This window comes from Pseudarthrobacter raffinosi (assembly GCF_023913835.1).
Lineage (GTDB): Bacteria > Actinomycetota > Actinomycetes > Actinomycetales > Micrococcaceae > Arthrobacter > Arthrobacter raffinosi.
Window position 1 is genome coordinate 1 of sequence record NZ_JAMXBG010000019.1, and the last position, 13,384, is coordinate 13,384.

The following is a 13,384-nucleotide window of genomic DNA, read 5'->3' on the forward strand; positions in this document are numbered from 1 at the left end:
GAGAACTACAACCAGGACGCCAAACCATTCACCTGGACCAAATCAGCGGACTATCTCCTGGGCAAGATGAAACGCAAACAAACCATTAACACGGAACACTAGGTCCCGGATGGACGTCCCGCCGCCGCTTACGGTCACCATGTATTTCGTCTTCGCTGCCAGAGTGTTCTGCGGGTCCAGGATCCACTGATTGGTGGTGCCGTTGCGGAAGACGGCAGCCGGGACCAGAGCCCCGGTGGCCGCGTTCTTCACCGTGAACGTGGCGGTGCTGACACCCTGGACCGGCTCACTGAAGGTCACCGACAGGTTGTTGTTCCGCCGGACCAGGAGGGAGTTGCTGCCCGGCGTGAACCCTGTGACCGTGGGCGCCGGGCCGGTGGTGAACGTCCAGCTCGTGCTGGCCAAGGGCGTGCCCGCGGTGTCGCGGATGGCGGTGGCGCCGCCCACCAGCGTCGCCGTGAAGGTGACGTCCGCGGCCAGGTTGGCGGAGGGATCGAGGGTGGCCGTTTTCGTTGTCGCGTCGTAGCTGACCGTTGCCGGGATGGCGGTGCCGGCGGCGTTCCGGAGCACAAATGTTCCGGCACCAACACCCTGGACGGCCTTGCTGAACGTGGCCGTCACGTTGCTGGCCACGGGTACCGCCGTCGACTGTGCTGCGGGTGATTTGGCCGTAACAGTGGGGGCGGGCGCCACGGGTTCCGGTGCCGGTGCGGTTGCCGCCGCGTACAGCAGGCGGTTCGGCGTGCCGGTCCCGGTGCCCGTGATGACTCCGGCGGTGGCGTTCGAGGTCAGCGCCGAAGCAATCTGGGCCGGTGTGAGTGCCGGGTTCTGGGACAGCAGCACCGCCGCGGCGCCTGCCGTGTGGGGCGCTGCCATGGATGTGCCGGACATGGACGCGGTTGCGGTTGTTGAGGTGTACGACGCGGAGACAATGCCGACGCCAGGTGCATACAGATCCACGCAGGAACCGAAGTTGGAGAAGGAAGCCTGGCGGTCGGCGGAATCGCTGGCCGCCACGGTGACCGCTGCGGGGAGCCGCGCCGGCGAGCTCCCGCAGGCGTCCGCGGCGGAGTTGCCGGCGGCAACCACTGCCGTGACGCCGTCGTTGATGACACCCTGGAGCGCGGAATCCACAGCCGCGCTGGCCGCCCCGCCCAGGCTCATGTTCACCACGGCGAGCGTTCCGGCGGCGTGGTTGCCGGCGATCCAGTCCAGGCCGGCCACAACGTCGGAGTTGAAACCGGAGCCGGAGCAGTCCAGGACCCTGACGGGGACGATCGTCGCCGCCTTTGCCACGCCGTAGGTGGTTCCGGCCACCGTTCCGGCCACATGGGTGCCGTGGCCGTTGCAGTCGCCGGCTCCGCGGCCATCGGCCACTGCTGTCCAGCCTGCTGCCACGCGGCCGGCAAACTCTGTGTGCGAGGCGAGCACGCCGGTATCCACCACGTAAGCGCTGACTCCGGCGCCGGCGGCGGTCCACGTGTAGGAACCCGAGAGGGGCAGGGGCCGCTGGTCCACGCGGTCCAACCCCCATGGCGCGGGCTGCTGCGTTGCGGAGAGTGTGATGGGGGCGTCCACCTCCACCGAGGCGACGCCTGCCGAGCGGGACAATGCCGCGGCTTGCGCCGGCGTCGCCGTAACCACAGCGCCTCGCAGGGCGTGCGTAAAGGAACGCCCGACGCCGATGCCCTGCGTTTTCAGGCGCGCCGCCTCGGCCGGGACGTCGGTTTCGGCGGCGTAGCGGACCAGGTAGCGGACGTTTGCGTCGGTGCCGGCGGGGGCAAGGGCCGGCTCAACGGCCCCGGCGGGCAGGCCCGAGGCGGTCAGTGCCACGGCAGAAATCAGCATGGCGGCAGCGGGCAGCACAAAACGGAAGGTGCGCATGGTGGGGTCCTAGCGTGGCGGTCTGGACTGATGCTGGCGGCAACAAATCCCCGCCTATCACCAGATTAGGAGCCCGCCACGCACCGATGCGGCGAATTGAGCCGATCCTGCGCCAACCCTTCGGTGCCTGCGGAATTCTTGAGGGACCACCCTCCAAAGCGGCCTGTTTTCGGGTTCAGTCTTCCGCGATTCAGTCTTCCGTGGGCGTGGTCCTGTTGGAGTGGTAGGTCCGCCACGTGTGTTCAGGCTCGTAGCCCAACAGGCGCCGGGCCTTGTCGATCGACAGCATGGTCTCGTGTTCGCCCAGTTCCTTGGTGACGGTGACGTTGGGGAACACCTCCGCGGCGAGGCTGGCGCTGGAACGCGTCATGACAGTGTCCGCGTTCGCGATGATGAATGCCTGGAACCCGGGCTGGCCGTTTTCCAGCGCACGCGCCACAGCCTGCGCGCCGTCGCGCCCGTCGATGTAGCCCCAGAGGTTCCACTTCCGCGCACAGGCGTCCGAATCGAACGACGGGAACCGTTCGTAGTCCTCAGGATCCATGACGTTGGAGAACCGCAGGCCCGCAATGCTCAGCTCCGGATCCCAGCGCGTCAGCTGGATCGCCATCTGCTCCTCGAGGTGCTTCACGAGTGAGTACGTGCTCTCCGGCCGGGCCGGGTATTCCTCATCCACCGGGATGTAGGGAGGGTCGACGTCGAACGGCAGTCCCAGCACCGTCTCACTGGAGGCGTAAACCACCTTCTTGATGCCGGCCCGGCGCGCCGCCTGGAAGACGTTGTAGGTCGAGAGCATGTTGTTCTCGAAGGTGGCGGCATCCGGGATGATGCCAGGCGCCGGAATGGCTCCCAGATGGACGATTGCGTCGAAGCCGTCATGCCGGTCGTCGAGACCCAGGAACACGTCAAGGACCTGGCCATAGTTGCGCAGGTCCACGATTGCCAACCCGCGGTGCCGCTCCCCCGCCCGGTCCAGGTTCAGCACCTGGTGGCCGTCGTCGGTCAGCCTGCGGACCACATGCCGTCCCAGTTTTCCGCTGCCGCCGGTCACTGCAATTCTCATGGGGACACCCGGGCGGCCAGGAACTTTTCGACGGCGGCAATGGCACTTGTAGTGATGGCACTTGGGTCCCCGCTGCCATCCACCGAAACAACCATGCCCCGGCCGGCGTAGACCGCCACGACCTCGTGGGTTTCGCGGTGGTAGAGGTCAAGCCGGTGCCGGAACACTTCGATGGTGTCGTCCTTCCGGCCTTGTTCCTTGGCCCGCCGCAGCATCCGTTGCTCCAGTTCGGAATCCGGTGCGCGGAGTTCCACCACGGCGTCGAGGCGGTGGCCCTGGGACGCCAGTATGTTGTCCAGTTCCATGATCTGGGGAGCTGTCCTGGGGTATCCGTCCAGCAGGAAACCGGGCTGCAGATCGGCGTCGAGGAGCCGGTCCTTGACCAGGGCGTTGGTGAGATGGTCCGGGACAAAAGCGCCGTCGTCGAGATACTTGGCGGCCTCTACGCCCAGCGGCGTCTCGTGGCTGACGTTGATCCGGAAGATTTCGCCCGTGGATACGTTCGGAATGCTGAAGTGCTTGGCGATATGCACCGCTTGGGTTCCTTTCCCTGAGCCCGGCGGCCCGATGATGAGCAGTCTGGTCATGTTCCTGTCCCTCCACGGCATCCTTGCCGGCTGGTCTCGGGTCCACTGTCGGCAGCGCCAACTTGTGCTTCATTCTGCCCACAAGTCGCAGCACAACACCAGCCTCCGGGAAGGGAGCCGGAGGCTGGCGCTGGATTGGGGGGTCTAGAAGCGGGATTTGGCCAGCGGCACAGCGCCTACAGCTTGGTTTCCGGTCAGGTCGGTAACGCCGGTTGGTGGTGCCACCATTGGCTGGCCCTCTGCGGCCGCGAGCGTCGCCTGACTTCCGCTTGTCAGCTTCCCCAACGTCAGAGTCAGCGTTTTCTCTGTTCCGTTCCATGCAATCGATGAAACATTGCTGCCGCTACCGCCGAAAACAAGAGGTGCAGTGGCGGTGTACACGCCGTCCAAGGACACGCTCCCAATGCGCAGAGGTGAACATCCGGCCGCAGTCACTGTAAGAACCTTCGCAGCGCTGATTTGAATGCTGACTACATCGTTGCCGTTGATCGTGTAGCTCGCCGAATTGTTTTGCCATGCACTACAGATCGACGACGCGTTCATCGTCTCAGAGTAGGTGAGGACTAGTTTGTCTCCTGGATCGGCGATGCCAACCTTGTTCTTGTTCGCATCCGGGCCGTTGCTCAGACTGACCTTCGCTGTCGGAATCAAGTCCTTGGTAGACGTTGCCGTTCTTGGGTCACTGACGTTGCCTGCGGCATCAGTGGCAACTGCCGTGTAAGTAACGATTCCGTCCGTCAGCGTCGAGAGATTGACGCTCGTCGTCTGACTGGAGCCATCCGCCGTCAGCACGTACGAGACCGTCTGCCGTGTAGCAACAGGCAGAGCATCAGTAATAGTGACCGTTACCGATGAACCCGGCTCAGCCGTAACGCTGACCGGAACCTCAGTCACGTTGGCATTATTTACTATTGCCGGAGCGCTGATCAAGGGTGCGTCCGGCTTCGTCGTATCAGCAACGAAGACTCCCACACTGCGGGCAGACTCCGGCCCCGCCCATGAGCCGAGCACAGGTGTAACCGTGTAATACCAGGTTCCGGCAGGCAAGGCAGCTTCGCTGCAGCTCAGCGTGGTGATGGGCGTGGTAACTGTTCCCGCGCAGGTTCCGCCGGCGGCAACCTTGGCGCCGGTCGCCGCCGAGTAGCGCGCAACGGTGTAACCGGAGACAGCCCGGCCCGCCGTCGTCGAGCGAGTCAACCAACCAACGGACGCGGCACCCGCCGAGGCGGATGCTGTGGGCGCAGCCAATTCCTGGAGAGAGTCAGCCTTAGCTCCGACAGAGGTGCTGCTCAGCGTCTGCCAATAGGCGTTGGCCGCCGGGGCGCCCCAGGAAATGACGAGGGCTACAGCCGTAACGCCGGCAATGCGGGCCTGGCGATTCGGGCGGAGCAGTCGTGGCCTGGTTTCGACAGGCTCAACCACCGGCCGCCTGGGAGGGATGAGTCGGCTCATTTCCGTGCCTCCAAAGTGACGGGCAGACTGAACGTGGCGCCCTGGCAGCCTGACAACGACGCCGTGGACATGGCGGCGGCGCCCTGCAGGGTGATGAGCACGGACGAGTTCGCCGGAATACTCACTGTGGGGGCCAGCGGGGCCGCAGGATCAACGAACGTCACTCCGGTGCCAGTGGCGGGGCAGCCGGTGGGGTCGCCGACCGCCGTCGCGGCCCCATCGCCGCGGATGGCGTAGACCCGCACGGCATAACCGTTGGGGTTGTGCGCCCGGACGGCAACATCGGCGGTGCCGCCCGGGGCAAGGGTGTTCTGCGGGCTGTCGCCCGCCACGAGGGCCTCTACGGTGACGGTTGCCATGGTGCCGTTGGTGGCGGCGCCGGATCCGGCACCCACCGTGGCCCAGTAGGCGTACGCTCCGCCCACGCCCGTGGCGAGGCAGAGGGTGACGGTTGCTGCTGCAGTCTTGGCAGCCAGCCGTCGGGAGGTGGTTTTCGTTGTGCGTGTCATGTCAGTTCCCCTCTCCTGCTCCGGAGTAGGAGAGCTGGAGGGTTGCGCCCTTGCAGCCGTCCTGGTTCAGCGCCGTGTCCAGCATGGCGATTTGGGGCCACTGTGCCGAATCCTGGTTGAGCTCCTGGAGCGATTTGGACCCCACAGGAACCGTGAGCGGATAGGCCCCGCTGTAGTTGGTCACCGCGTAGTCCGCCGTTGTACAGGGGAGCCCCGCCGCAACGGCAGCCCGGGTCCGGGTGATCCCGGCAATGGTCACCGACAGGCTGGACAGTGCCAGGCTCTTGTTGTTGGGGTTGGAGAAGGAAAGATTCAGCGCAATCTTGGCGCCCGGCGTGAGCGGCTCACCGAGGTTTCCGGAAATACTGAAGGTTTTTTTGGACGACTGGACGTACAGCTGGACCACGACGCCGGCGGCTTGGCTGGCGCCGGCCGCGGTGGCGATGGTCAGGTCCGCTTTGCCGTCCGGAGTGGTGGCCGACGTCGCCACCGTCAGCGTCACGGTAGCCGTTTTGCCCGACGCGAGCGTCACCGACGCCGGTGCGAAGGCCGCCGTCGTACTGGCCGGCAGGCCCGAAACAGTGGGGGTGACGCTGCCGCTGAATCCGTTGGTGGAGGTCAGGGACACCGAATAGTTGACCGGGTCGCCCCGGTCAACCGTCCGGCTGGAGGGATTCACCTGGATGGTGACGCCCTTTGTGTTGTTGCCCTGGCTCCCGCCCTGGCTGGCCGCGAAGATAGTGCCCGCAGAAACGAGCATCACTACAAGACCCACCAGCAGCACCTTCGCTACGGTGGTGGTTCTTCGCATGACTGTGCGGAAGTACCCAGAATCATTCTGCACGTTCAGCCCTTCTGGCCTGTTCTTAATTGAGTGGGAGGAGGTGGAATTCGCCGGCGGAGAGGTTCTGCTCCTCCCCGCCGGCGAAGACTATTGTTAGAGGCTGCCAACGGTGATGGTGACGATGGCGCCCTTGCAGGCCTCCTGGTCGGTATCGGGAAGATCAGTGAAGTCCAGCCGTCCGGTGCCCACTGTGGTCCCCGACGAGTGGGCTGCCACGAGCGCGTCGTCAGTTACGGCGGTGACGGGGAACCAGACGGCAAGGCAGCCTTCTTTGTCCGTGGTCACGGTAGCGGTCAACTCCCCCACCCTGGTGCTGGTGTTCGGGTCGGCGTTGTCCGCCGTGTACGTCACCGTGCGGAAGTCTCCGGGCGTCAGTCCGCGGTCGAACGCAGCGTGCAGGGTCACCGTGCCGCCGCCTGCCGAGTTGGCAGCGTATCCTGAGCCGTCGCCGGTGGTGGTCCAGTAGGCGTAGGCGGCCCCGCCGCCGCCGGCTACCAGTGCCAGGGCACCGGCTGCTGCCAGGATCTTGTTCTTCTTGGTCATTTTGCGCATGAGAGAGACTCCTTTGGGCTGGGGGTAAAGACAGATGCTGAGACGCACAGCCATCGGGAACCACTAAGGGACCTTGCTTCCGGCTGATCGATGACGCCCATACTTCCCGGCCTCATTGGTCCCAACAACGCGTAGCAGTACTGGACTTTTGCAGACCTCCTCGGCCACGATCTCTTGGATGAGGGGCAGGGTACTCAGTTTTGGTCGACGAGGCGTGAGGTGTCCGATGCGCAAGGACTCTTCGTGCGGGCGCTCGGGAACCCGCCGCATTCCATGTAGTTTCAAGCCCAGAGGCCTCACTGCCGGATCCTCCGGCGGTGCCACCAGCACGGTAAGCAAGTAGTACTTGAGTCCTCCCCGGCCTGGCCGCCTTGTGGAGCTTCCCAAGCTCTGGCCTGTATATACTTCTGGATATCGGTTTAGCAGCAGGCCGTTGGACAGTTCGTCGATCCAGCGACCGTCGCCACCCTTTTGCCACTACGGCAGGGTTATGCGGAGGGTTACCGGTTCGTTTGACCTGAGCGAATGGCACTAAGAACCGTGGCCAGCGAGTCAACAGCAAAAACAGCTACATCAATCACCGACCACCTCCACGAAGAACTCCTCAACAGCTCCGACGTGGAGGAGTTCCTGGATGAGCTTGCCCGGGTGTCGGCCCGCACCCTTTCCGAACCCGGCGACGAAGTGCTGTGCGGCATCACTCTCCTGCGTCAGCGCAAGGCGGCCACCATTGCCAGCAGCGGCGCCGCTGCCCGCGCTGTCAGCCAGATTGAATGTCAGTCCGAGCAAAGCCCGGGCATGGCTGCCTCGCTGGAACAGGTGACGGTCCATGTTCCTGACGTGAAAGACGAAGCGCGCTGGCCCGAATACTGCGAAGCCGTCCTGGACCAAGGCATCCGGTCAGTCCTGGCCATCCCGTTTCGGCTGGAGGGGGAAACCAAAGCCACCCTGCTCCTCTACTCCCACCGGACCTCCCGCTTCGAACGCCGCGTCCTGAAAGCTGCGGAGGATTTCGTCCGCCAGACCTCCCTGGCCCTGCGGCTTGCGGTGCGTTTCGCGCATTACAGCGAGACTGCGGCGCATCTGCGTGCCACCCTCGAATCACGCACGGTGATCGACATGGCGGTGGGCATTATCATGGCCCAGAACCGGTGCAGCCAGCAGGACGCGTTCGAGCTCCTCAAAGCGGCGTCCAGCACCCGTAATTCCAAGCTGCATATCGTCGCCGCGGCCGTGGTGAGTGCGCTGGGCCAGGGGCCGGCCCGGACCCACTACGACGGCTGAACCCGGCCCCACCGCCGGCGGCCAGCGATGTGACGGCTAAGACGACCGGCGGGCGGTTTGCGGAATATGTCATTGTGACGTTTCCACCCCACCGGCCCCGTACACTGGTGGCAAAGCTGGCTGAGGGGCTTTCATGGAAACAAAACGCATCTGTCTTGTCATCGAGGACAACGACGACATCCGCGGTCTCATCACGGTGGTCCTGACCCGCGCAGGCTTTTCCGTGCGTTCGGTGGCCAACGGCGCCGAAGGAATTGCCGCGGCCGCGGAACCCTCGGTTTCTCTGATCACCCTGGACTTAGGCCTGCCGGACATGGACGGGCACGTCGTAGCCCGGGCAATCCGTGCGTTAAGCACCGCTCCCCTGCTGTTCCTCACGGCCAGGTCCGAGGAGGACGACATCCTGGCCGGAATGGCCTCCGGCGCTGCCGCCTACCTGACCAAGCCGTTCCACCCCAAGGAACTGCAGGAGCTCGCACTGCAGCTCTGCCCGGCGGATGCCCCCGCCCGCCAGAAGCCGACGCCAGAAGCCGACGCCACAACGGCAGCCGTAAGCCGCCCGCCTCCGCTACTCCCAGCCCAGCACCGGCAAATCGAAGCGTTAGCTTGGCTGCCTACAAATGAGGCATGACTCCTCTCAAGAACAAACCACGCAAGGGCAGCCGCGTCCGGCGCGCCGTCGTCGCCGGGGCCGTGGCCCTGACGCTTTCGGCAGGCGGTGCCACGACCTGGGCGCTGGACCGTTTTGTGGTCCAGCACGTGGAAATCTCGGACGTCTCCGCGTACCAGGCCAGCCAAGCGGGAACCAGCCAAAGCACGACGGCGGCCACCACCACTGATTCCAGCGCCACCGCCGTCACCACGGACACGTCCTACGCGTCGGACAGCTCGAACATCAGCATCTCCACGGTGACCACCGGCAGCGGCGACAGCACCGTCACCTACTACGTTGCCAACGTCGTGCTTGACGATGCCACCACCCTCCAGTCAGCCTTCGCCAACAACAGCTTCGGCGAGAACATCACCGAAACCACGTCCACCATCGCCGAGGCCAACAACGCGGTCTTCGCCATCAACGGCGACTACTACGGCTTCCGCGACACCGGCATCGTGATCCGCAACGGCGTGGTGTTCCGCGACGACGGCGCCCGCCAGGGCCTGGCCTTCTACCGCGACGGCACCGTCAGGGTCTACGACGAAACGGCCACCACCGCCGAGCAGCTGCTGGCCGACGGCGTCTGGAACACCCTCTCCTTCGGACCGTCCCTGCTGGACAACGGCGAAGTGGCCGGGGGCGTCGAGGACGTGGAGGTGGACACCAACTTCGGCAACCACTCCATCCAGGGCGAACAGCCACGCACCGCCGTCGGCATCACCGACGAGAACCACCTGGTGTTTGTGGTGGTGGACGGCCGCAGCCCCGGTTACAGCTCCGGCGTCACCATGACCGGGCTGGCGGAAATCATGCAGGGCCTTGGCGCCACCACCGCGTACAACCTCGACGGCGGCGGCTCGTCCACCATGTACTTCAACGGCGAACTGGTCAACAACCCGCTGGGCGAAAACAAGGAACGCGGCACCTCCGACATCCTCTACATCGCGCGGTAGGGCCCGCCATGATCATCCTGATCCCGGCCTACGAGCCGGACCAGCAGCTACCGGCCCTGATCCGTTCCATCCGCGACGCCGAGCCGTGGGCCACCGTGGTGGTGGTTGATGACGGCAGCGGGCCGGAGTACAAGGCCGTGTTCGACGGCGTCAAGGCACTCGGGTGCCACGTCATCGGGTATTCCCGCAACCGGGGAAAGGGCTTCGCGCTGAAGACCGGGTTCGGGTTCATCGCCGACCACCTCCCGGACCGGAACGTGGTGTGTGCTGACAGCGACGGCCAGCACACCATCGTGGACATTTTTCGGGTTGCGGCAGCGGTGCAGCCCGGCTCTCCCGCCATGGTGCTGGGGACCCTGAACTTCACCGGCAACGTCCCGGCCCGCAGCAAATTCGGCAACAGCGCCACCCGGCTGCTGTTCAGGCTGGCCACCGGCGAGTGCATTCCCGACACCCAGACAGGCCTCCGCGGCTACCCGGCTGCCATGCTCCCGTGGCTGCGGTCCGTCCGTGGTGAGCGCTATGAATACGAACTGAACCTCCTGCTGGAAGCCAAACAGTCCGGCTATGTGATCACCACCGTGGACATCGCCACGGTCTATCTGGACCATAATTCGGGGTCCCATTTCCGGCCGGTGGCGGACTCGGTCCGCATCTATGCGCCGCTGCTGAAGTTCCTGGCGTCCTCCTTCACCGCGTTTCTCGTGGACACCGTGATGTTCCTGCTCCTGACTCTGGTGACCGACTCCCTACTGCTGGCCGTGGTGGGGGCCCGGGCCGTGAGCTCGACGGTGAACTTCCTGGTCAACCGCGGGGTGGTGTTCCAGCACGGCCGGGACAGGCCCGCGGCCGCTGCCGGCCTGCGCTATTTCAGCCTGGTTCTTGTTCTCCTGGCCGCCAACTACGGCCTCATCTCTGCCCAGGACTCGCTCTCCGTGGCGGCACTTCCGGCGAAGATCCTGGCTGAAATCGCACTCCTGGCCGTCAGTTACGTGGTGCAGCAGCGCTTTCTCTTTTCCCGGCGCACGGCCAGGGGCACCGCACGGGAGGCTGAGGATCAGGCTCTGGACCTGAGCCGCGGCCACCACCCCGGGACGTTGCGCCGGTAGTCGAGGTACTGCGCGCGAGAGGGCAGCAGCCGCGTTGCCTTAGCCGGTGGTGCCCGTCTTCTCGGCATAGGAAGTGGCCTGGTGGCGCACCTGGTCCACGTAGGAATCGGACTGGTTGTAGGAGTAGATGGCCTTAGTCCAGCCGTTCGCGGCGGTGAGGTCGCGGCCATGGGCGCATAAGTAACCGGCCGCGCTGAGGGCGGCGTCGTCGATGTTGAAGGGATCCGCATTTCCATCGCCGTTCCCGTCAAGTCCCGCAAGCTCCCAGGTGGAGGGGATGAACTGCATGGGTCCAACGGCGCGGTCCCAGCGAGCGTCGCCATCTAGGACGCCGTCGTCTGTATCAGCGATGGCTGCAAATCCGTTGCCGTCCAGGCTCGGGCCGACAATTGGTCCACTCGCCTGCCCCGCGGGAGTCAGTCTTCCGCCGCCGTAAGCTCCGTGGGCGGATTCGATGAAGCCGATCGCCGCCACCGTATTCCAGCCGATCCCACACGTCGGAGCGGAATGATTGGCCGCGCTGGCCGCACCCACGTAGGCCCGAAGCGCGCGGGCGGGTATGCCGGTTTGTGCGGCAGCCAGGATGAGCCACTCAGCGTCCGCGTTCCGAGTGATATTCACGGCAGTTGTAAGGCCGGTGGAGGACGTGTCGAATTTCGCCTCCGACCGTGGCGGAGGAGGAAGAGCCCCGCGGGCGGGCGCGCCGGACTGCCCGAGCGCCCAGAACGACACCGCGGTGATTACGCAAATCGCGAACACACAGAAAACCGCAAGGCGTTTGAGTTGGAGCACGGGTTTGATCCTATCGATCGAAATCCGCCAGGAGGAACGGCGGCTGCATGACGCTTGGAAAACAGCAGTGGAGCGCCCAGCCGGCACTCATATTCGGACCTAGGTTCCGTCACAGCACCCGCACAGTATCGCCCGGGATCGTAGAGAACAGCCCACCAACAGATTCCGGAGAATCCCGATGACTTCCCTCATTTTCATCGCCGCAGATCTCGCGGCCATCAGCATCCTCACGTTCGTCCTCTACCTCCGCCGCCACCGCCGCCGCGACCTGGTGGTCTCGTACCTGGGCATGAACGTGGGCGTCCTGGCCGTGGCCACTGCACTGTCCGGCTCCGCGGCCGGGCTTGGCCTGGGACTTGGCCTCTTCGGCGTCCTGTCCATCATCCGGCTCCGCTCCACCGAGCTGGCCCAGCACGAAGTGGCCTACTACTTCTCGGCCCTGGCGCTCGGCCTGATCGCGGGCCTCGGCATCGAGCCCATCTGGCTCACCGCCTCGCTGATGGGCCTGATCCTGCTGGTGATGTTCGTCGGCGACCACCCCCGAGTCCTGCCCGCCCACCGGCACCAGACAGTCATCCTGGACCGGGCACTGGCGGAGGACGGCGAACTGTACGCACGGCTCGAGGAAGTCCTGCAGGGCAAGGTCCACTCCGCCACTGTCCAGGAACTTGACCTGGTCAACGACAAGACCATCGTGGACGTCCGCTACGCCTACAACCCCCGCATCGTCCAGCCGGCAATTCACGCCACCATCTCAGCCATCACGACGGCGGCACCCCGGCACGCAGTACCGGCACCTCCGGTGATGCTCCCGACAGAGGAAACAGCGCCGACGTCGTCCACTCCCGTCCACGCTCCCGTCCATGCTGCCGACCCCGTCCACGCCTCGGCAGGTGCGGCATGAGCGCCCCCGCAGGCGCCGGCGTCGTCAGCAGCCTCAGCGGACTGCCGGCCGTGGGGCTGGACGAACTGAACGCCGAAGCCGCGCTGCAGACCCGGGTGGACCGCAAGTACGTGGTCCCCGAGGCGCTGGCGCAGCAGCTCCTGGCCACGTTCGACGCCGAGGTCCGGGTCCTGGAGATGGACGGCTCCCGCTGCTTCGCCTATGACTCCGTGTACTTCGATACCGCGCAGCTGGACAGCTACCTCCTTGCCGCCCACGGCCGGCGGCGCCGGTACAAGGTCCGCACCAGGACGTATGTGGACAGCGCCATCAGCTTCCTGGAGGTCAAAACCGAAGGCGCCCGCGAAGCCACCGTCAAGGAACGCATCCCCTACGAGCTCACGGACCGCGCCCGGCTGACGGCGGAAGGCCTGGACTACGTCCACGAAACCCTCGCCGCCGCGGTGGGCGGAGCGCCCGCCGGACCCCTCGGACCGGTCCTCGAAACCCGCTACCACCGCACCACGCTCTACCTGCCGGAATCCGGCAGCCGGGCCACCATCGATACGGACGTCACCTGGCAGCGCCCCGGCGAGCAGGCCTGGGTGCTGGACGGCGCCGTGATCCTGGAGACCAAGTCCGGCTCGGCGCCCAGCCCGCTGGACCGGCATCTCTGGGCCCACGGGGTCCGGCCCTCCAGGATCTCCAAGTTCGCCACCGGGATGGCGGCGCTCTGCCCGGACCTCCCGGCCAACCGCTGGAACCGAACGCTCCGCCGCACCATGAGCCTCCGCCCCGCCGCCTGACCCGCCTCCCC

The 13,384-nt window shown here is 65.5% G+C and carries 14 protein-coding genes; 6 read left to right on the plus strand and 8 right to left on the minus strand.

What is annotated here, in order from left to right; all coding sequences use genetic code 11:
* Positions 1-42: 42 nt before the first annotated feature.
* From NG697_RS16575 to NG697_RS16605, 7 genes are all read right to left on the minus strand, one after another.
* Positions 43-1,884, minus strand: a complete 1,842-nt coding sequence (locus tag NG697_RS16575) for a S8 family serine peptidase (protein WP_252614690.1) — start codon at positions 1,882-1,884, stop codon at positions 43-45.
* Between the two features lie 190 nt (positions 1,885-2,074).
* Positions 2,075-2,947, minus strand: coding sequence for an NAD-dependent epimerase/dehydratase family protein (locus NG697_RS16580; RefSeq protein ID WP_252614691.1), 873 nt, complete (start codon positions 2,945-2,947; stop codon positions 2,075-2,077).
* Positions 2,944-3,534, minus strand: a complete 591-nt coding sequence (locus NG697_RS16585) for an adenylate kinase (RefSeq protein WP_252600276.1) — start codon at positions 3,532-3,534, stop codon at positions 2,944-2,946. The genes NG697_RS16580 and NG697_RS16585 overlap by 4 nt, the downstream gene beginning before the upstream one ends.
* Before the next feature lie 144 nt (positions 3,535-3,678).
* Positions 3,679-4,986 (minus strand): Ig-like domain-containing protein, encoded by a 1,308-nt coding sequence (locus NG697_RS16590; RefSeq protein ID WP_252609734.1) that lies wholly within the window; start codon positions 4,984-4,986, stop codon positions 3,679-3,681.
* The gene (locus NG697_RS16595; RefSeq protein ID WP_252600274.1) at positions 4,983-5,495 is read right to left on the minus strand and encodes a hypothetical protein; all 513 of its coding nucleotides are present in this window, start codon (positions 5,493-5,495) and stop codon (positions 4,983-4,985) included. The genes NG697_RS16590 and NG697_RS16595 overlap by 4 nt, the downstream gene beginning before the upstream one ends.
* 1 nt (position 5,496) lies before the next feature.
* The gene (locus NG697_RS16600; RefSeq protein ID WP_252600273.1) at positions 5,497-6,339 is read right to left on the minus strand and encodes a hypothetical protein; all 843 of its coding nucleotides are present in this window, start codon (positions 6,337-6,339) and stop codon (positions 5,497-5,499) included.
* Positions 6,340-6,432: 93 nt separating this feature from the next.
* Positions 6,433-6,891: a hypothetical protein gene (locus NG697_RS16605; protein WP_252609732.1), complete on the minus strand. Its 459-nt coding sequence runs from the start codon at positions 6,889-6,891 to the stop codon at positions 6,433-6,435.
* Between the two features lie 540 nt (positions 6,892-7,431).
* Here NG697_RS16605 and NG697_RS16610 point away from each other — a divergent pair.
* The 4 genes from NG697_RS16610 to NG697_RS16625 all read left to right on the plus strand — a co-directional run bounded on the left by NG697_RS16610 (position 7,432) and on the right by NG697_RS16625 (position 10,892).
* On the plus strand, positions 7,432-8,175 hold the full coding sequence (locus NG697_RS16610) for an ANTAR domain-containing protein (RefSeq protein WP_252600349.1): 744 nt from the start codon (positions 7,432-7,434) through the stop codon (positions 8,173-8,175).
* A 133-nt stretch (positions 8,176-8,308) separates the two neighbouring features.
* On the plus strand, positions 8,309-8,806 hold the full coding sequence (locus tag NG697_RS16615) for a response regulator transcription factor (protein ID WP_252600271.1): 498 nt from the start codon (positions 8,309-8,311) through the stop codon (positions 8,804-8,806).
* Positions 8,803-9,783, plus strand: a complete 981-nt coding sequence (locus NG697_RS16620) for a phosphodiester glycosidase family protein (protein WP_252614692.1) — start codon at positions 8,803-8,805, stop codon at positions 9,781-9,783. Before NG697_RS16615 ends, NG697_RS16620 begins: the two co-directional genes overlap by 4 nt.
* Positions 9,784-9,791: 8 nt before the next feature.
* Entirely contained in the window at positions 9,792-10,892 is a 1,101-nt protein-coding gene (locus tag NG697_RS16625) for a bifunctional glycosyltransferase family 2/GtrA family protein (protein ID WP_252600269.1), read from the plus strand.
* 39 nt (positions 10,893-10,931) lie between these two features.
* Here NG697_RS16625 and NG697_RS16630 read toward each other — a convergent pair whose 3' ends face one another.
* Positions 10,932-11,513 (minus strand): lytic transglycosylase domain-containing protein, encoded by a 582-nt coding sequence (locus NG697_RS16630; protein WP_308216184.1) that lies wholly within the window; start codon positions 11,511-11,513, stop codon positions 10,932-10,934.
* 349 nt (positions 11,514-11,862) lie between these two features.
* Between NG697_RS16630 and NG697_RS16635 the strand changes: the two genes are divergently transcribed.
* Both NG697_RS16635 and NG697_RS16640 read left to right on the plus strand, forming a co-directional pair.
* On the plus strand, positions 11,863-12,588 hold the full coding sequence (locus NG697_RS16635; protein WP_252600267.1) for a DUF4956 domain-containing protein: 726 nt from the start codon (positions 11,863-11,865) through the stop codon (positions 12,586-12,588).
* Complete coding sequence (locus NG697_RS16640; RefSeq protein WP_252609728.1) at positions 12,585-13,373, plus strand: polyphosphate polymerase domain-containing protein; 789 nt, start codon at positions 12,585-12,587, stop codon at positions 13,371-13,373. The genes NG697_RS16635 and NG697_RS16640 overlap by 4 nt, the downstream gene beginning before the upstream one ends.
* Positions 13,374-13,384 lie beyond the last annotated feature (11 nt).